The organism is Myroides sp. JBRI-B21084, assembly GCF_030545015.1.
Classification (GTDB): domain Bacteria; phylum Bacteroidota; class Bacteroidia; order Flavobacteriales; family Flavobacteriaceae; genus Flavobacterium.
This window is the reverse complement of record NZ_CP120653.1, coordinates 75536-96300: the sequence shown is the minus strand read 5'-3', so window position 1 is coordinate 96300 and position 20765 is coordinate 75536. Positions and strand designations below refer to the sequence as shown.

Here is a 20765-nt window from a genome sequence, read left to right as displayed (position 1 = left end):
ACCGTTTTATAAGTGTACCACAAAAGTACAAAACATTTTCATTTAAGAAAACATTTCTTTTACTTTTTCAAAAAAACTTTTATCGCCTTTCTGCGGATGTGGTATAAAATTTTCATCATTTTTCATTTTTTCAAAAAAATCTTTTTGTTCTTTTGATAATTTTTTAGGTGTCCATACGTTTATATGAATTAAGAAATCTCCGTTACCGTACCCGTTTAAACTTGGTAATCCTTTGCCTTTTAAACGTAATATTTTACCCGATTGTATGCCTTCTTCTATTTTAATGCGTACTTTACCATTTACGGTATCTACTTCTTTAAATCCACCTAAAACGGCGTCGGCAATGTTTAAATACAAATCGTAATGAATATTTTCGCCTTCGCGTTTTAAAAATTCATGTTCAATTTCTTCAATAGCAACAATTAAATCGCCAGGTACGCTGTTGGCACCCGGAGCATCGTTACCTTTACCTGAAACTTTAAGTTGAATACCATCTGAAACACCTGCTGGAATTTTTATTGAAACCGTTTCTTCGGCGGTTATCATTCCTTCTGCATCGGCACCTTGTGGTTTTTTATCTAAAGATTGCCCTGCACCTTGACATGTAGGACAAGGTGAAGCTGTTTGCATTCGACCTAAAATGGTATTTTGTACGCGCATAACTTGCCCCGAACCGTTACAAGTTGTACAGGTTTTATATGTAACACCGGCTGCTTGCACTTTGCGTTTTACCTTTACTTTTTTCTCAACACCATTTGCAATGTCTTCTAAAGTAAGTTTTACTTTTATACGCAAATTAGAACCTTTAACACGGCGCTGTCCGCCGCCGCCGCCAAAACCGCCAAAACCACCAAAGCCGCCAAAACCACTACCAAAGATATCTCCAAATTGGCTAAAGATATCTTCCATATTGTTAAAGCCACCGCCGCCAAAACCACCTGCGCCATCAAAAGCCGCATGTCCGTATTGGTCGTAACGTGCTTTTTTATCAGGATCGCTTAAAACTTCATAAGCTTCAGCAGCAAGTTTAAAGTTTTCTTCGGCTTCTTTATTCCCTGGATTTTTATCGGGGTGAAACTCAATTGCTTTTTTACGGTATGCTTTCTTTATTGCATTTGCATCAGCACTTTTATCAATACCTAATATTTCGTAATAATCTTTTTTCATTGTAGTATTTTATTGACCAATAACAACTTTAGGAAAACGGATGATTTTATCGCCCAATTTATATCCTTTTTCAATCACATCAACAATTTTTCCTTTTAGATCGTCGCCCGCTGGTATTTGTGTTACCGCTTCAGCAACATCAGCATTAAACACATCGCCTTGGTTTAATTCAACTAAACCTAAGCCTTTTGCCGACAAGTTGTCACGTAATTTTGTTGCAATTAAATTAAAACCTGTCAAATGTTCGCTTTCACCTAACTTTTCCATTTGAGAAATAGCTCTATCAAAATCATCTAAAACAGGTAAAATACCTTTCATTACATCTTCGTTTGCTGTTGTAAACAATTCAATACGTTCGCGAGCAGTTCTTTTTCTAAAATTTTCAAACTCGGCAAACAACCTTAAAAACTTATCTTTTTCTGCAGCTAACTGCTCATTTAAACGTTCTGTTTCAGACAATTGCTCTGTAGTATCTACATTTTCGTTTTCAGCTATTTGTTGTTCAGCATTTTGCTGTATGTTGTTTTTTAAATCGTCTTTTTCCATTATTACAAACTATTATAATCAACTTATAATAAACAAAAGTAAAGCCACATTTATTTTTTAGACAAATTGGCAGTTTTAAAAAAATTAATCTATATTAAGAAATGCTAACAGACTTCATTTTTTAATTTGTTGGTATTAGTTTTTAAATATCTTTGCAATGAAAATTAATAATTGAATTATGAAAAAAAATGTATTTGCTTTAGTTGCATTAGCGGCATTATCGTTAACTGCATGTAAAAAAGAAAACGCAACTGTTGAAACTGACGCGGTAGAAGCTGATGCACCGGCTGCTGATGCAGTTACTTATAACGCTGTTGCTGCTGAATCTAAAATTGACTGGATTGGAAGCAAAGTTTCTGGTGACCAACACGCTGGTACTATTGCTTTAAAAGAAGGTATGGTAATGGTGGCAAACAATATGGTTACAGGTGGTAAATTTACAATTGATATGAATACTATCACTGTTACCGATATTACTGATGCTGAGAAAAAAGCTGGTTTAGAAGGCCATTTAAAAGGTGCTACTGCAGAAAATGCTGACCACTTTTTTAACGTATCAAAATTTCCAACTGCTACTTTTGAAATTACTAAAGTTGCAGATGAAAACGGTAAACAAATGGTAGAAGGTAATTTAACTATTAAAGAAGCTACACACGGTATTAAATTTCCTGCAACAGTTACTGTTACAGAAGGTGACGTTACAATTGCTTCGGATGAATTTGAAATTGATAGAACTAAATGGGCTGTTAACTACAACTCTGGATCTATTGTTAAAGATTTAGGCGATAAAGTGATTAACGATAACATTAAATTGAAATTTGTTGTAAAAGCAACTAAATAATTTTAAAAAATCCCGATTAATCGGGATTTTTTTTGCTTTAAACACATTAGCAAAAGGTTAAAATCTTTTAGTTACTACTTTCTAAATGAAGGTAACCTACTTTTTTAATCCATTGATTTTGTCCGTTTCTATCGTACATATATTCTACCACATAGTAATAAGTACCTGTAGGTAAACTTTCACCGGTATTAATTACATCAACACCTTGGGCAGTTCCTTTAAAAACATTTCCTGTACTATCGTAATTTTGTGTTTGATAAACAATTCTACCCCAACGGTTATAAATAGTTACGCTGTTGTTTGGAAAATAATTAATGTTATCAATAATAAAATAATCATTCATTCCATCACCATTTGGTGTTACTCCGTTGTAAATAACAACATCACCTGGGCTTAAAACATTTTCTTTTATAGTTGCTAATGTAAATACACCAAAACCTTCCACATTTATAGGTGTAGATACCGTTTGGTTTGCATGATCTGCAATTCCACCTTCATCTACCCAAAGTTTCTGGTTTGCATCCCAACGTACAATGTGTAATAAATCAGGATTCTTTGTTAAATCTGTTGGTGTAGTACGTAGATCCCATGAAAGAGTTAAAATAATTGAATTTTTTGAAGGTGTACTTTGATTAACAATCCAATATTCAGTGTTATTTATTGTTTGTAAAACTCCAGTCCGACTTTCGTGCGGATATTTTACATTACTGTTTTCTAAAATATATTCGCCGGTATATTGTTCATTATTTGAAATAGGTGCCGAAATACCTGCAAATCTATAATAGCCTTTATCGCCAATTGGATATTTAAAAGCTTCGTTTCCTACTTTTCCAACTTCGCCTTGTAAATGACTTTTATCGGTGGTGTTTATATGATTTGATCCTTTTAAAAACACAAACGATCCTCCTTGTTCTTTATTCATTAAAACCACACCATTGTATAAGTTTACGGTGCCCGCAGTTGTTATATCGTTTGATAAATTAAACGCAGTTTCGGTTTGGTTTTTATTGAAAAGTACGTCGTAAAAACTACTTGGTGATGTTCCTGCAATTTTTTGCATTTCGGGCATTAAACCTTCAAAAACCACGTAACCAGTTGTTTTATTTGTACTGTAACTAAACAAACCTTGGTTGTTGTAATGTCCATAAAAATGAATAGCGCCATCGTTCAAAACATTCCCTGTTTGCTCGTTTGTAAAATCAAAATACGTTGAAACTTGTGTACCTGAATTAACAGCTAAATTACCTTTATTGACTGTTTGGCATAATCCTAATAAAGGAAAAACCAAAAAGATATATACTATTTTTTTCATGATTTTTAGTATTTAAATTCATCAAAGGCTTTATGTAAATTAGTTTATTTAGCTTTTTGATAAATCATTGGGTTAGAAATCACTACACTTTGTCCTTTAAGACTAACATAGGTATGATTTGGTCTATTCACATCGTATCCTGGCGTTGAAATGGTATAAGGCGTTGGATCTGTTGATAGTGCACTTACATTACCAGGCGGTGCAGTAGCAGTAACAGATGCCCTATTATATACACCTTTATTTACAAAAATATCGTTACTTGTTACCGAATAAACAACCGTATAAGTCCAAGTTTCTGTAAGATCTAAAATATTGTTTAAATTCGTATCTCCAGTAGGAATTACAGATAAATTCCCTCCTAACAAAGGATCGTTAACAACAATATTAGTTAAAGCAATTGTTCCATTGTTTTTAACTGTAATGGTGTACGAAATTGTTTCGTTAGGCTGCGCAATATTGTCGTTATTTAAATCGTTAAACGTTCCTTCTTTTGTAATACTTACAGCAGCCGTACAAGCTGCATCAATTTGCAGTTGAAAAGCGGGTGCATTAGCAATACAAACTGTTTGACCTTGCGGTATAAATTGTACTCTATAAGTATAATTTAAATCTGTAGATTGTAAATTATTAATGGTATAAGTAATACTTGTGGCACCGGAAATGTTTGTCCAAATTACACCATCTGAACTGCGTTGCCATTGATAGGTTGTTCCCCCAAAAGGATCGTTTCCTTTATCTGAAGTTGCCGTTAACGTAACATTTTGACCATAACACACATAAGAAGAAGAAATACTTATAGTAGGCACAATGTAATTTGTAACTGTTAAACCATTTAGTTGTTTACAATATCCTGTTAAATCAACCTCATCGGCAGTAAAAACATTTAATCTACCAATTACATCGTATTTCGGAATTTGAGTAAAAGTGTACGTCCATGTATTACCTGTACCTGTAACGGTTTCTGTTTTTAAAACTCGTGAAATACCACCTGACGGAGTACCAATTACTTGCATTTGTAAAGTTGGTCTAGTTGTAGCACTATTGTCTATCCAGTTTTTTGTAACTGTTACATCTACTGGTGGAGCCTGTACATTTAATATCATAGTACCAGAAACATCAAAACCACCTGCACCTGCCGTTACTGAATAATTAACAGTACCGTTAGGAATATTTACACCTGTTAAATCAAATTCAAAAATTTCCCAGTGAAATGTATTAGATGCTGTATACGTTGTACTTCCTATTGTAAATGTAGATGACCCATTATCACATACTTTTGAAGTTGAAGTAATTGTATTTGCATTTCCAATAGTTATATCTGTAGCGTGCTTATTTCCTTGATTATCCATTTCAGCTGCAACATACAATTTTGGGACAGTAGAGCCCGTTGTCATCCCAACAAAAACGTATTTAGGTACTAATTTATTATTGGTTGATGTACCTGTAACTGTTGCGCTTACTAATACCGAATTTGAATCTAACGTAAATGTACATTGATTTTGCGCATTTGTATTGGTTGATATTATTAAAAATAATCCAATTAAATACAACAACGTTTTATGTTGAAACAATAGCTTATTGATATGTAATTTTAGTTTCATCTTAAAAAATTTAGATTCATAAACATTCTCTAAATTAGGTTCGTTTTACATTAAAGTAAACTGAACACGCTATTTCACAACAAAAACAATGTTTAAATATGTTGAAGCAGTTGCATTTCCTATTATATCATACGTCATTACACCATTTGCATCTATGCTAATATTACTAAAAACGGCTGTATCATAATATGTAATATAATATTGCAATTGAGTTGCTGTAAAAGTAGGTATAGCTGCTGCTGCACCTGTACTTTTAACTAGGGGCGTACCGAATTGTGTTGAATAAGCTGCATACAAATCTTTAGTGAAACCGGTTCCTAAGGTTGTTGTATCAAAAAGCACAGCTGGCATGTAAAAGAACGTTGGCATAGCCGAATTGGTCGCTTTCCACTCTAATGTACTTCCTGAACCTGTAGCTGTTAAAACTTGACCTGCTGTTGGTAAAGTAGCATTTACATTAACATCCTGAATTTTAACAACTTTATTATTATTAATAGGACCTGTTACATTACCTATTAAATTTACATTCGATTCGTTAATAGCTAAACTACCATCTGCAGCTACTGTAACTTCTTCACCAGTTGCAGCAGATTGCTTTACCACGCCTAACGCAGTTCCATTAGCTGTTGCTACGTTTACTTTATATGCATCGGCTGTTGTTCCTGTTCCTGTAACTGTTGTGTTGGTGCCATTTGCTAGTTTGGTTTCTGAACCATCTGGAGCTGCTGGAAAGGTAACATCTACTTTATATTTTTGTAAATCGGTTGTACTTGACGGATCTAATGTTGCTGTGGTATTTGTACCCGAAATTACTTCGTATTTTACTTGATTGCTTTGTAAATTGCTTTTTGTGAACAACGCTCCAAAATCGGTTCCTGATGTAACCAAATTTGTAGCATCGGCACTTACCACTTTTGCCGTTTGTGCAGTGCCCGATTCTGGCGTATAACTTATTCCGCTTGCGTCTTGTGTTAAACTTGTAATGGTTTCTTTTAAAACAACATCGGTTCCTGCTTCGTTTTTATATGTTCCTATAGTATTCCCAGCCGACAATGTATTGGTTAACGTAGTAACTGTTTCATTTACAACTACATCGGTTCCCGCTTCGTTTTCATACGTTCCTATTGCATTACCGCTTGATAAGGTGTTGGATAATGTTGTTACAACATCGGCTACAGGAGCTGTCCAAATGGCTTTTCCTGCGCTATCTGTTGTTAAAACTTGTCCCTCGGTACCTCCTTTTATTTTTGCTGGAGTTACATTTTCATCAACTATTTTTATTGTTGTAACGGCATCGGTTTTTAAGTTTGCGGCGTCGATTACATCATTGGCAACTTCTGTAGCATTTAAAGGGCCTGTTACTTCACCTGATAAGGTAGTGTTTGATAAATTAACTGCTAAAACACCATTGCTTACATTTACCGTTGGATTGGTTGCGGCCTCTTGCACCACACCTAATTCTGTACCATTAGCTGTTGCTACGTTTACTTTATATGCATCGGCTGTTGTTCCTGTTCCCGTTACTGTTGTGTTGGTGCCATTTGCTAGTTTGGTTTCTGAACCATCTAAAACAACATTTAACTTGCCATCAGTATCTACATTTAAACCTGTTCCAGGCATCACCACTCCTAATGTTGATGCTGTTGCCTTATCTACCCCAATTTTATAATCGCGAGTATTAACAGCATCAGTCTCTAAACCAACTGTTTGTGTTTTATCAATCGTTACATATGATTGATCTGTAGAAACCGTAGTTGTTGTATTGGTATCAACAGTTGCAGTTGGAAAATTAACACTAATAACCCCATTTGCATCAACATTAATATTATTACCTACTTGTACAACTCCTAAACTTGTTTCGGTAGCTTTATCAACCGATAAATTAACATCTGCTAAAACAGCGTTAGCTTCGGAATTGGCTGCATTTACTTTTAATGGACTAGTTGTTGTTAATGCTTTAGAATCGGAAACATCGGTAGTTTTTAGAGTTGAAGGTGTCCAAACACCTGCTACTTCTTTTAAAACCTGTCCTGTAGAGGGGGCTGTTGCACTTACAGGAAAATTTTGTATTTTCTGAACTTTATTTGTTAAAATTGATCCAGTTACATCGCCCGCTAAATCGTTTACCTCAACTTTATAAGGATTGCTTGCGGTACCGTTTCCGGAAATTGTTGTGGTATTACTATCTTGTAAAACGGTTGTTCCTATAGGAACCCATTTGGTTCCATCAAAATAATAAAAACCTTCTGGTACATTTGATATGCTTGTTGCATTATAAACTAATAAACCTTTTGCAGGTGTTACAATTGGTGCGTTAATGGCATTGCTAACCCATGTTAAATTCATACGTGGAATTAACAAGCCTTTGTTTGTTGAAGCAATTTCTAACGCAGCCGACTTATCCGGATTATTTGTACCAATTCCTTGCTGGGCAAACACGCTTGTGGTGCTTGCCAAAGCAAGAATTAAACTTATATTTAAAATTGTTTTTTTCATAATCCTTTATTTAATGGTTTAGTATCCAACCACGTACCAAGCCATTCCATCTGATTGCAACAACCATGCTTGATATGGATTAGAAGATTCAATTTGATTAGGACCAGCAAGTCCATCAATCATACTGCTACTTGTAATACGCACCTCATTTGTATTAGCTGCATTTGTAGCAATTAATTTTACGTAAAAACGCTTTCCTTTATTTTCGGTAGTTGCTGCAGGTATCGTTACAATTACGTGGTTACTTGTAGCATCAACCAAAATGGTTTCATCGGTTGCCAATGCTGCATAATCGGCTGTTTTAGTAGCAATTGCATTAGCTGTGTTAATATTTGCTTTTCTAACTACATTATTAGCATCAATTACTAAAACAGTTTTATCAGCATCAGTATAGTCTTGTAAACCTGCTAAAGCCAATGTATTAGTAGCATCGGTTGTAATAGTTGTAGCCTCGGTTAAAGCGCCACCTAATTTTACAAAATCATCACTGCCTACATTTAAACCATTTTTTGCATTTACGTCTAAAGCTTTAGTCGTTGCATTGCGTACCAAACCTGCACCGGCAGTATCATCATTTAATTTTGCTGCTGTAACTGCATTATCTTTTATATTAATGGTAACATCTTCTAACAACGCTTTGTTTGTTGGTGATGTTACATCTAAATCTGTTGATGATAATGTTTTGCCCGCAGTAATATCTGCAACTGTTAATGTAGACGGTGTCCAAACACCTGATACTTCTTTTAAAACCTGACCTGCAGTTGGAGCTGTTGCACTTACCGCTACATTTTGAATTTTAGCAACGGTATTGTTATTAGCTGCACCGGTAACATCGCCATTTAATGTAATATTTGCTAAATCGGCACCTACTTTAAATGTTTTTAAATCGACCGTAGAACCCGTAGTATCAATAGTTATTCCGGTACCTGCGGTTACATCGTATTTAATTTGTCCCGTTTGTATTGCTTCTTTTAAATCTTGAGTATCTTCTACACCGTTAACCGAAGATTTTAACACGGTACTGTTTGCATCAATTGATAAATCGTTTGAATTAATGATAGATGCTGTTGCTACATCGCCATTCACAGTTGATGTCATGGTGTTTACTGATGAACTTAAATTATTGTCGATACCTTTGTCAACAATTTGTTTAGGGGTTGCAACTTTTACTTCGCCAGTTTGGTAGTGACCTACAGCCACAACTTGATCGGTCATATCAGTCACCTGAGTTAATCCTTGAACCATTACTTTATGGCCGGCAGTAACCAAAGTGGTATCTTCTGTTAAAGTTCCACCTAATTTTATGGTATTACCAACTTTAGTTAAACCATTTGTAGCTTCCATAATATCGTCATAACTTACCCAAGTTGTTTGTAATTCGGTACCAACCATAGTTGTTGCTAAAAATTGCTTTTCGGTTGCAGCAGGTACAATTTTAACTTTATAATCGGTTGTTGTGCTGCCGTTTGCATTTGTTGTTGGTGTACCAACTACTGATAAATTTTGACCATCTTGAGTAACAGTTACTTTGTCTTGATTGCTTTCATCGGTAAAAGCGATCCATTTACTTAAAGTAGTGTTATAATAATAAAACCCCTCGTTTAAAGCTGAATTTACAGTTGTATTGTAAACCAACAATGAATTAGCTGGATTTACAATTGTAGTAACATCGGTTAAACTTGTTAAAGTAACCCTAGGGATTAATAAACCTTTATTTGGCGATTTAATTTCGATTGCTGAAGATTTATCGGGACGATTTGTACCAAAACCTTGTTGTGCTATTGCATTTGAAGATGCTAATACTGCAAAAGCGAACGATATAGTGTAAGTAATTTTTTTCATGATGCTAAAATTTTAGTTGATAATTATTGCTTATAGTAGTTTGTTTGTTCGTATTTTAAAATTTATTTACAATTTTCCAATTGGTTCCGTCTGACATAAAATCCCATCCGGTGAATGGCAATGAGGTGTACATGTCAGGCTCCCCATCAATAGAACCACCAGCCGTTACTACGTTTACATAAGTAGTATTTGCCATATCGCTTTTTTTAATGGTTAGCTTACGACCTTTAATGCCAACAGGGTTTGGCAATGTTATGGTTATATCTGAAGTTGCTTTTCCTAAAACCACCACATCAGCATTTGTAATTGTATAATTTTGATTTACTTCTACAATATTGTTTGCAGCCCAACCATTTGTACTTAATTCACCATTAGCATTAATGAATACGGTTGGATTGGTTTCAGCTTCTTTAACAACACCTAAAACAGTATTAGTAGCTGTTGGTACATGAACTTTGTATTCTGTATTATCACCAGAAATTGTGTTTGTTACCGTTGTATTAGTTCCGTTAACTACGGTAGTTGTTTTTTGTCCGTTTTGAATGGCTTGTTTTAAATCTACATTTGATGTAACCCCGTTAACACTTGACGTTAATGTTGTTCCAATAACAGTTAATGAATTATCGTTAATGATAGGTGTTGTATCATTTTTTCCATTAACGGTAACCGATAACGTATTAGCAGCTGAATTTACATCAACATTTGTATTTAAATCGGTAAGTTGTTTAAAAGAAGCTACTTTTAATTGACCCGTTAAATCATCTACCAGCATTGTTTTGTTTGTATTAGATAACACTGTAACTGGCAAGCCAGTAATGTTTAAACTAATGCCGTTGGTTGAAATTGTTGTTTCTTCAATTAAAGCTCCTCCTAAAACCACGTTATTATCAACTGAAACATGTAATCCGTTTTTAGCTTTTAATAAACCAGCTATGTTAACGGGATGTGTATTTGCATCAGAGTCGGTGATTGTTATAATGTTTGAAGTTGGATTAAACGAAACATTAGTAATAGTTGTGTTTTTTGCTAAAGGTGTTAAATCTACCGTTACATTATTTCCTTCAGAATCAGTTAAAGTTAGAATGTTTGTAACAGCATTAAATAAAAAACTATCATTTGTAGTATTTTTTAAATTAAAAGTGTGCGTTACGTTACGTTCATCAACGTAGGTTAAGGTGTGAGTTGCTTCGTCATAACTTAAAACAGTTAACACATCTAAACTTATGTCTGTTGCTGTTAACATTTTATTCCAATGATTGTTGTACCAATAATAATACCCCGGTGTAAGGTTAGCGGTAGTATTGTTATTATAAACCAATAAAGATTCTACATTTCCGTTAGAAATTGTAGTGGCATCGGTAATACTTGTTAGCGATACCCTAGGAATTAGTACCCCTTTATTATTTGCTATTACATCTAACTGGGCAGAGTTGCTAGGTGTTAATGTTCCTATACCTACCTGGCTATATGAATTACAAAAGAAGAGTATAATTACTATTAAAAATACTTTTGCTTTCATATCTTAATTACTTAATTTCTAAATTCTTAATAAATTTAAGTTTGTTTTTTTATACATAAAAGAACAAACTATTAGCCCATAGCGCTTTTGTGTTACTACTTATATTAAAACAAGTAAATTTTCACATTTAAACCGCTTTTTTTCTATTTTGTAACTATTATTTTTTTATATTAAATATTAAACTTTAACAACATATCAAATTTAAACACAATAGAAACAATTATTTGTAGTACCATAAACATACTATTTATAGAACTTGTTCTACAAATAGAGACAAAACATTCGTTTTTTTAACATTTTAATTTACGAAAAATCATAATTTTTTACATTTAAAACATTTAAAATACATATACTCTAAACACTACTTTTTAACACAAAACTTCATTAAAACATATTATTTTACAAGTTATTTTATTAACAAAACAAAAAAGGCTAAAAGTATAAATTATACTTTTAGCCTTTTTAAACTAGTTAATACTTTCTTTTAAAGCTCTAGAACAATAAATTCTGATCTTCTATTTTCTTCGTGCCTTTCGTCGGTACACTTTACTCCATTTTTACATTCATTCATTAATTGAGTTTCACCATATCCTTTATAAGTAACACGTGCCGCATCAATTCCTTGATTTATAATCCACAGCGCAGTTGATTTAGCTCTGCGTTGCGATAATTTTTCATTATACAAATCAGACCCACGACTATCGGTATGTGAACGTACATCAATTTTCATACGTGGATAATCTTTTAAAACTTCAACAACTTTAGCAAGTTCTACTGCTGCATCGGTACGAATATTATCTTTATCGTAATCAAAATAAATAGGTTTTAGTTTTAAAACTTTAAATAAATCATCGTTTTTCTTCACCTCTACTTTTTTAGGATGAAGCACCAATTTATAATCAGTTACACCTGAAGTTGCATTTAAAGTAACTGTTTCTGTGCTATTTACATAACCCTCTTTAATTGCTTTAATTTGATATGTACCTCCGCAAACAAAATCCGTATTAAAACGATATCCGCTGTTAGTGAATGTGTTGGTTGATGCTATTGATTGATTATTAGCATTAAAAAGTTCTAAAGAAACATTTGGAATAATATTTTGCGTTTTAGCATCGATAACTGTTACTGATAAATCCTGTGAACAACCTAATTTTAAAGGTTTTGCTTCAATAAAACTGTAAATATCATCGTTACCTTTACCGCCTTTTCGGTTGGATGAGAAAAAACCTGCTTTTGAATTAAAATCAATAAAATAGGCGAAATCATCGAAATTTGAATTTATGGGTTCACCTACGTTTTGAACATCATAAAAACTACCATCGTCTTTAATTTTTACAGCGTATACATCTAAACCACCTAATCCCAAACGGGCATCAGAAGCAAAATACAATTCGTTATTGCTATTCACAAAGGGGAACGTTTCTTTACCCGCAGTGTTTATATGTGCACCTAAATTAACAGGTACGCCGTAATTATTTCCGTTAATTGAAACTTTCCACAAATCAGCATCGCCAAAACCACCTTCTCTATCAGATACAAAGTACAACGTACTTTCATCAGGACTTAAAGTAGGATGTGCTGTGTTAAAATCGTCGGCATTAAAAGGAAGTTCGGTTATATTTTGCCAAGTGCCATCAACCAATTCTGCCTTATAAATTTTAAGTCGGGTTGCTTTTGAACTATCGTACCCGCGTTTGCCATTTATCATATTATTGCGCGTAAAATACATAGTTTTTCCATTTGCCGTAATAACCGCAGATGCTTGATTTAGTTTGCTGTTAACTTTACCATTTACTTTTTTAGGCTTATTGTTTTCGCTTAAATTTAATGTATATAATTTTGTAAAAGCAGCGTTGGTCCAAGTATGTATATTTTTAGCAAATGAACCTGTATCACGTGCACTTGTAAAATATAAATTAGCATTGTGAACAAAACTGCCATAATCAGCAAAAGTTGTGTTAGTTGCTAAATTTGTAACATCGTTGTATCTACCAGAATTTTCGACAATTTGTTTTCGTTGTGCGTCATTATTTAAAATGATTTTTTGTAATTGTGAGTTATTCTGCGTTTTTTCTACAAAAAGTTCAAAATATTTTTTTGCCTCTGCTGTATTCCCCATATGCTGTAATGTTTGAGCATATCTATAAAAATATTCTGCAGAAATATCTGCCGTATTAAATTGGGTAAACAGTTGCTCATAAAAAGTATGTGCTTGAGTATAACGTGCATTAAAAAAATGTGCATTTCCTAATTTTTGAAGCATATCCGCATTAGAAAAACCGCGAGTAAATACTTTATCGTAAATTGTAGCAGCTTGAGTGTACGACCATTGATCGTACTTTTTATTTGCTTTTTTTAAACCCGCTTGTGCAAATGCCATAGTATTTCCTAAAAATACAAAAAACGCTAAGGCAATTATTGTAAATCCTTTTTTCATGTTTTTTATTTTTAGAAGAATCGTGGGGTATTCACCTTACGAAACATGTTAAACAATTCAAATCGCAAAAAAAGCTCGTGCGAACCATTATTGTAATTTGCTAATTTAGTTGTATCGGCATCGTAACCATAACCAACAAATAAACTATTAGTAATTTGATAACCTAGCATTCCACTCCAAGCGGCTTCCCAACGATAGGCTGCACCAACAGTAAGCTTTTCATGCACTAACAAGTTGGCCGAAAAATCGGCTTGTAATGGCGCACCTTTTGTAGCTTTTACTAAAAAAGTTGGTTTTAATAATAATACCGGATTAATTTCAAACACGTGTCCTCCTATGAAATAATAGTTCATACGTTGTTGCATGTTGCTTTGAATATTGTTATCAAAACGTGTGGTTTCTAACATATTAGGTATAGAAAAACCTGCATACGATTTATTATTGTGCCAATAGATACCTGCTCCAATATTAGGATTAAACTGACCTTTAATATCCGTTTCAAAATTGTGATCGTTAGGATTGTATGTTAACAATTCTGAATAAGCAACGTTTAAAAAGTTACCCGAACCTTTTAAACCAAATGCTAATTTGCTTCCGTAATTGTTTAAATTAACAGTGTACGATAAATCAACATTAATTGTATTTTCATCTATAATTCCTAAAGCATCGTTTACAAAACCAACGCCTAAACCAAGTTTAGAATCGCCAAGTGGTGTATTTATGGAAAAAGCATTTGTTTGTGGAGCACCTTCTAAACCAGCCCATTGGGTACGGTGTAAACCAAATATACTTAATGCCCCCCTACTGCCCGCATAGGCTGGGTTTACGTTAACGGTGTTGTACATGTATTGTGTGTACTGAGGATCTTGTTGTGCTGTGGCAGATAAGCTTACTAAAGCTAACAAAGCCTGTACGATTTTTAATCTTTTCATTGCCTATTAGATTTAGTTATTGTTTTCTAAATGTAGGTGTCCTACTTTTTTAATTAATTTATTTTCACCATTGCGGTTATATAAATATTCTACCACGTAATAATACGTACCCGAAGGTAGTTTTTCTTTAGTATTGGTAGTTTGGTTGGTTGAAACGTAACCTTTAAAAACATTTCCGTTTGAATTGTAATTAGTGGTTTCGAATACTTTTCTACCCCAACGATTAAAAATAGTTACCGAGTTATCAGGAAAATAATTAATGTTATCAATAATAAAATAATCGTTAACCCCATCGTTATCGGCAGACACTCCGTTGTAAATAACTACATCGCCTGGATTGTTATACTTTTCTTTTATTTTGCCAATGGTAAAAATGCCAAAACCTTCTACATTAACTGGTGTGGTAATTGTTTTTGCGTTCATATCAACAATTCCACCTTCATCAACCCATAAATTTTGTTTAGCATCCCAGCGAACTACATGTAAATTAGCGTTATTTGAAAATGCTGCAGGTGTGGTTTGTTGATGCCATGACAAGGTTACAATAACCGACCCTGTTGTAGCATCGGCTTTATTAATTTGCCAATATTCTGCATTATCAACCGCCTCTATTATACCTGTTTTATCTTTATGTGGATACATGTTATTGGTATTGGCGATAAAATACTCGCTTGTATACAAAGCATTTGTATTTTCTGGTGCTGATATAGCTGCCATACGATAAAATCCTTCTTTACCAATTGGAAAAGTAAATGCGTTGGCACCTTGCTTTTCAACCATACCTTGTGCATAACTTTTATCACTAGCATTTATTTGCTTGGCATTGTTACCAAACATCATTTGGCCACCATTTGCATTATTTATTTTTACAATACCATTGTTAAAATTACCGGTACCATTTATGATAATATCACTGTTTAGATTAAAAAAAGCAACCGAGTTATTAAATAATACATCAAAATGTTTAGATGGTTGTTCGCCAGCAATAAGTTGCTCTTGATTGCCTTGAAAAACTGTATATCCCGTAGTTTTAGAAGTGGTATGCGTAAACAAACCGTTATTTGTATAATTTTTATAAAATTGAAATTCACCATCGTTAAAAACAATTCCCGAATTTCTGTTTTCAAAATTTGCATGCGTTGCAATTAGCGTATTGGGCAATACATATAGCTGCCCTTTATTTACTGTAATTGCATTGTTTTGTGCAAAAACAGCCATACCAAAAGGTGCTAATAGCATTAGTGCATTTGTATAAATCTTTTTCATAGTTTATGATTTTAAATGAAACCTTTAAAACATATAATTTGTTAAATGAATAAATTTGTATCGCTTTTGATACAAAATCACAAACTATAAATTGGAAATTTTGTAAATGTATAATGATATTTTACCATCGGTTAACGCACTTAAAGAAATGGTAGAAGAATCTACACCAAAAGTAACGGTATCATTTGTATTTAACTGAACCATAGTTTCCATACTTGTAGATGTTAATGGAACTTGTACCAAACCTAAACCAAGTACACTTACACGTACACTTTCAAAAAGTTTTTCTTCAATTAACTGTGCATTATTTTTAATTAGCACTAATTTTTTATCGCCTAAAACTCCTAAATCTACTCCTGAGTCTAACTCTACACTGTATCTAACAACATAAACGCCTGAACTTGGTACTGTGTAAACCCCACTTGAAAAAAGGGCAGAGTTACCCACTTTAGTATCGGTACTAGTAACATTAATTTTATTCCAACTTTGTCCACTAATACCTAAACTCAATAAATTCCAAGCTCCATCTTTAGAAGCGCTATAAACAGTTGTGTTCTTAGCACCAGCAAAATTACCAATGTCACTAGGGTTTAATACCCTTTGCCATTTAGTACCATCGTTATAATATTGTCCTGGAACAACATCTCCTGCTGTAGCTGTATTATAAACTATCATACCTGCTACATGTGCGCTTAAAGGCGATGCCAATGTGGTTACCGATAATGCTACGCGTGGTAACAATACCCCTTTATTTGTAGCTTCAATATCTAACATAGCATTTACGTTTGGTGTACCATCGGTTCCACCTATTTTAACCTGTGCAGATGCAACAGCACTAATTAATATTATTGATAATATACTTATTCTCTTTTTCATAGTTTATTTTCTTTTAAAAAAATTTTTAAGCCTTCTTAAATGAGATAAAAAGGCTTTTAGATTAATATTTTATATTTACGGTGTTACCGAATATTCAACAATTACTTTAATACTAAAATTAGCACCTACTGCTTCTGGTAAAACCACAAACATGTTTCCGGTACCAATTTTAAATGATAACAAATCTCCTGAAACAGATACACTTGTTGTTGCTGTATTAATTATTTGGTTTGTTGAAGCATTAAGTATGGTTATTCCAACCACATCGCCAATAGTTCCGCCCATATCATCTAATGTTATTGTTGAAACATTTGCAGTATTTTGCGTAACCGTTGCGTTAAATATTCCTTTGTAAATAAAGCCACCGTCTATCCACGTATCGCCTGTATTTACAACAGTTGTGCTAGAAAAATTATCACCTAATTGGTTTTTTATTGCTTGTTTTTGAACTGCTGTTGCATTTGTAATTGCGTTAACAATTGTTTGAGCAATATCTATTAACTCTTTTACTCCTGTTGAAGGGTTTATGGTATAAAATGAAAAAGCTGGAATAGCTAATTGCCCCGCCGGTGTACCTGCAGCAATATCAACTTTTGTAAAATATACATTTCCGCCTTGGTTAAGTAAATTAGTTATTGCGTTTTGTACGTTTGCATTGTTTTCAATAGACCATTGAACATCAGCTGTTACATCGATATAATTTTTTACCGACGCATTTTCAGTAACATATTCGTAAACAATTTTATCAATTGCTTTTGGGTCAGAAGTCACTTGCGTATAAGCAGCATTATCTGTACTTTTTGCAATAGTTGTTTGCGTTTCATTTGCTGTAACTATATCTTTAAAAGCGGTGTTTGCAACTGGCACCCAAGTTTTTGTAGTGCTGTTCCATTGTTGAAAACTAGCTTGTCCGGTACCATCTAAAACAATTTTTGTAATACCGTTTTCTAAAGCATTCATTGAAATGTATTCAATATACTCTTCAACCGTATAATAAGTACCTGGTGTTGTTGTTTCAATTGTTGTGGTTTGGTCTAATATAGTTTCAAAATTTGTTGCAACACCCGCAACAATATCAATTTCATATACACCTGCAGGTAAGGTACCAGGTGTCCAACCATTAATGATAGCTTGCGTTGGCAACGTTACCACTCCTGAAGCATCTGTAACCGATTGTATATAGGTTTCTGATAAATAATATTGTTTCATTGCAGCGTTTGCAACATTTGTTTTAACAAGCATTGTTTTAGATTCTGTACCACGTATTAAACTTTTAATATCGTTAGTTATATCCTTTTTAACATAATTGGTACCATCAAAATACACATATTCTATAGTAGGATTGGCACCAGGTGTAAACACCATGCCTCCACCAAATGTATCGCCCGTTACAACCGGATCAACTAAATTATTTGCTGGAAAAGCAACCTTTAAAAGATTAATAATTTTAGCTAAATCGGCTTGTACATTTGTGATGTTTGCAAGCGCATCGTCTAACTGACTTTGGTTTACTATGCGTTCCCAATGAGCTACAACAGCGCCATTTTGAGCCACCCAATAATAAAAACCAGGCATTACTGCAGTGTTGCCAGTACCTGCAGTTGCTGTATTGTAAACTAATAAACTTTCGGTTTCGGTACCACTAATAGTACTAAACGATGTCGTTGAAGTTAAAGCCACTCTTGGAATTAAAACCCCTTTATTTGTAGCCGAAATTTCTAACATTGAAGAAGACGCTGGTTCTGAAGTACCTATTCCCACTTGGGCATGTGAAAAATAGGCAGTTCCTAAAAATACAGCTGATAAAATAATTTTTTTCATAATAATTAATGTTTGTTAGATCTGAAAATATTTTAACTATCTTGGATAGTCTATATTTATACCTTTTTTCGTAAATTGTGAACTATTTCAATTATTTTGGTACAATATTTGAACTATTTAGATTATAAAACACTAAAACCAGAACTAAATGTTCGTAATTAGAATAAAAATACGAATAATTTATTCCTGAACAAATAAAACATAAAAAAAAGTTAAAATTGCTTTTATAAAAACACACAAACAAAAAAATGGAACAAGCTTATTTAAAACTAAAAAAGTTACGGAAACAAAAAAAAATTACTCAATCTGATATTGCCGAAAAAATAGGACTGTCAACAAGGGCTTATTCTAAAATTGAAAATGGAGAAACACAATTAACCGTAGACCGATTAACAGAAATTTTAGATATTTTAGAAACTTCAATAATTGATTTTTTTAAAATGGAAGAAGAATCAAAACTTAATAACACTCCAATAATTGAACATTATCAAGAGACCATTACGCTATTGAAAGAACACATAAATACTTTAAAAAATGTAATTGATAAAAAAAATGACTAAGCTAATTACTCTTTAATCATTTTTACGTGAGGAATATCATCTTCTAAATATGGAGTAGAAATGGTTTTAAACCCATGCGCATTATAAAATTTTTGTAAATGTGATTGCGCCGATATGGTTATGCGATTGCTTTTATACAAGTTTTTAATTGCATGGGTAGCGTTTTGCATTAGCAAATGTCCAATTTTTTTACCGCGATATGCTGGGTTAACTACTACCCTGCCAATACTACTGGTTTCATAAACTAATCCAGGTTTAAAAATGCGTGCATAAGCCACAAGTTCATTAGCATTCCAAATTAATATATGGTGTGCTAATGTGTCGTTTCCATCGGTATCTAAATAAATACAGTTTTGTTCCACAACAAAAACTTGATTGCGTAAGTTTAAAATAGCATATAATTCACTTACATTCAAATTATTAAATAATTTAATTTCAGTTTTCATTAAAATTAATGGTTTTAATTATAGCTTCAATTTCTAAAATTTGGTCGCGATTGTTTTTTAAAGGGTTATTAACAAAACCTTCTATAAACAAATATCGTTGGTAATACTCATCTTTTATTGCATAACACACAAATGGCCCTTTTAAATAATCGTTCACCGTTTCCCAATTACCTGTGATTTTATAAGCAGGCATTTGCAAAATTGTTTCGGTAGTAATTTTGGGGTTTTGAAACGTATTTGTTGTTAAATAAGCGGAATCTTTTGCTGTTTTTAAAAACTTTTTACCCATATAATTACGCGCTTGCAAAAGATGATCTTCTAAAGGTGCTTTTTGGTTTTCTATCTCAGTGATAGGAAATTCGTATAAAATTAAATTTACATTTCCCGATGGTAAATCTTTTTGATACCATAAAAACGGAAATTCGCTTTTCACTTGTAAATGATATGCGTTTGGCACTTTTAAGGTACAGCCAAAAAAATCTTTTAATTCTGACAAATCTTTTGTTGAAGTGCGCACAACTTTGTGCATTTCTTCGTTTAATTCAGCTGCTTTAAAAACACTTGTAATAGAATCGGCTTTAGATTTAAACAATTTTAATAAATCGTTTTTTGTTTTGGCTCTTAAAAAAAAGAAGTTTTGTGGTGTTGCATACACGCTTTTTTGTAATAAAAATTCGTGTTGAGTTTGTACTGAAAACAAAACAATATTTCTAGCTTTTTTAGCACGTTGCGTAAAAATATTTGGATCTAATTGAATCAAATCAAAAATTGGTTCCGAAGATACATCTTCAAAAATTGGTTGTGCAAAATGTGCACGTATACTATCGCCTAAATTACCAACCCACAAACTATCATCAATCACTAAAACCAATTCATTTCGGTTCCCAAAAGATGCTTGCATAGAAGTAACTGTTTCTTGTTGATTTTTACTGCATCCAACAATTAAACTTAAAATTAATATCGATAAAAAGCTTTTCATATTTCACTTTTGTTTGGTAAATTTAAACATTAGCTATTAATTATTTTGCTTTATTAATTGAATGTATTCGTTAAAATTTAAAAAAATTATGTTTATTACGTCTAATTTAAGTTTTATAGAAATT

At 33.1% G+C, this 20765-nt stretch carries 16 protein-coding genes; 2 read left to right on the top strand and 14 right to left on the bottom strand.

The features are described from left to right. Positions 1 to 42: 42 nt before the first annotated feature. Positions 43 to 1167 (bottom strand): molecular chaperone DnaJ, encoded by a 1125-nt coding sequence (dnaJ, locus tag P3875_RS00455; protein WP_303444301.1) that lies wholly within the window; start codon positions 1165 to 1167, stop codon positions 43 to 45. A 9-nt stretch (positions 1168 to 1176) separates the two neighbouring features. Beyond that, positions 1177 to 1713 carry a nucleotide exchange factor GrpE gene (locus P3875_RS00450; RefSeq protein ID WP_303444300.1) on the bottom strand — a complete coding sequence of 179 codons (537 nt, stop codon included), beginning with the start codon at positions 1711 to 1713 and terminating at the stop codon, positions 1177 to 1179. Positions 1714 to 1891: 178 nt separating this feature from the next. Between P3875_RS00450 and P3875_RS00445 the strand changes: the two genes are divergently transcribed. Beyond that, entirely contained in the window at positions 1892 to 2554 is a 663-nt protein-coding gene (locus tag P3875_RS00445) for a YceI family protein (RefSeq protein WP_303444299.1), read from the top strand. A 67-nt stretch (positions 2555 to 2621) separates the two neighbouring features. On the opposite strand, the gene P3875_RS00440 is transcribed toward P3875_RS00445, so the two are convergent. The 10 genes from P3875_RS00440 to P3875_RS00395 form a co-directional block, all read right to left on the bottom strand. Then, positions 2622 to 3866 carry a gliding motility-associated C-terminal domain-containing protein gene (locus P3875_RS00440; protein ID WP_303444298.1) on the bottom strand — a complete coding sequence of 415 codons (1245 nt, stop codon included), beginning with the start codon at positions 3864 to 3866 and terminating at the stop codon, positions 2622 to 2624. Positions 3867 to 3910: 44 nt separating this feature from the next. Then, entirely contained in the window at positions 3911 to 5467 is a 1557-nt protein-coding gene (locus P3875_RS00435) for a DUF7507 domain-containing protein (RefSeq protein WP_303444297.1), read from the bottom strand. A gap of 69 nt (positions 5468 to 5536) precedes the next feature. After that, complete coding sequence (locus tag P3875_RS00430; protein ID WP_303444296.1) at positions 5537 to 7963, bottom strand: hypothetical protein; 2427 nt, start codon at positions 7961 to 7963, stop codon at positions 5537 to 5539. Positions 7964 to 7981: 18 nt separating this feature from the next. Continuing rightward, complete coding sequence (locus P3875_RS00425; RefSeq protein ID WP_303444295.1) at positions 7982 to 9805, bottom strand: hypothetical protein; 1824 nt, start codon at positions 9803 to 9805, stop codon at positions 7982 to 7984. A 55-nt stretch (positions 9806 to 9860) separates the two neighbouring features. Further along, a complete protein-coding gene (locus tag P3875_RS00420; protein ID WP_303444294.1) occupies positions 9861 to 11324 on the bottom strand; it encodes a hypothetical protein in 1464 nt (487 codons plus the stop codon). Positions 11325 to 11808: 484 nt separating this feature from the next. Continuing rightward, entirely contained in the window at positions 11809 to 13761 is a 1953-nt protein-coding gene (locus tag P3875_RS00415; protein WP_303444293.1) for an OmpA family protein, read from the bottom strand. An 11-nt stretch (positions 13762 to 13772) separates the two neighbouring features. Then, positions 13773 to 14693 (bottom strand): PorP/SprF family type IX secretion system membrane protein, encoded by a 921-nt coding sequence (locus P3875_RS00410; RefSeq protein WP_303444292.1) that lies wholly within the window; start codon positions 14691 to 14693, stop codon positions 13773 to 13775. A 12-nt stretch (positions 14694 to 14705) separates the two neighbouring features. Beyond that, positions 14706 to 15959 carry a gliding motility-associated C-terminal domain-containing protein gene (locus P3875_RS00405; protein WP_303444291.1) on the bottom strand — a complete coding sequence of 418 codons (1254 nt, stop codon included), beginning with the start codon at positions 15957 to 15959 and terminating at the stop codon, positions 14706 to 14708. Positions 15960 to 16043: 84 nt separating this feature from the next. Further along, complete coding sequence (locus P3875_RS00400) at positions 16044 to 16835, bottom strand: hypothetical protein (RefSeq protein ID WP_303444290.1); 792 nt, start codon at positions 16833 to 16835, stop codon at positions 16044 to 16046. Between the two features lie 75 nt (positions 16836 to 16910). Further along, the gene (locus P3875_RS00395) at positions 16911 to 18656 is read right to left on the bottom strand and encodes a hypothetical protein (RefSeq protein ID WP_303444289.1); all 1746 of its coding nucleotides are present in this window, start codon (positions 18654 to 18656) and stop codon (positions 16911 to 16913) included. 248 nt (positions 18657 to 18904) lie between these two features. Here P3875_RS00395 and P3875_RS00390 point away from each other — a divergent pair, with 248 nt between their 5' ends. Then, the gene (locus P3875_RS00390) at positions 18905 to 19216 is read left to right on the top strand and encodes a helix-turn-helix domain-containing protein (protein ID WP_303444288.1); all 312 of its coding nucleotides are present in this window, start codon (positions 18905 to 18907) and stop codon (positions 19214 to 19216) included. 5 nt (positions 19217 to 19221) lie between these two features. Here P3875_RS00390 and P3875_RS00385 read toward each other — a convergent pair whose 3' ends face one another. Both P3875_RS00385 and P3875_RS00380 read right to left on the bottom strand, forming a co-directional pair. Beyond that, the gene (locus tag P3875_RS00385) at positions 19222 to 19662 is read right to left on the bottom strand and encodes a GNAT family N-acetyltransferase (protein ID WP_303444287.1); all 441 of its coding nucleotides are present in this window, start codon (positions 19660 to 19662) and stop codon (positions 19222 to 19224) included. Continuing rightward, positions 19652 to 20641 (bottom strand): DUF4837 family protein, encoded by a 990-nt coding sequence (locus P3875_RS00380; RefSeq protein ID WP_303444286.1) that lies wholly within the window; start codon positions 20639 to 20641, stop codon positions 19652 to 19654. The genes P3875_RS00385 and P3875_RS00380 overlap by 11 nt, the downstream gene beginning before the upstream one ends. Positions 20642 to 20765: the final 124 nt, after the last annotated feature.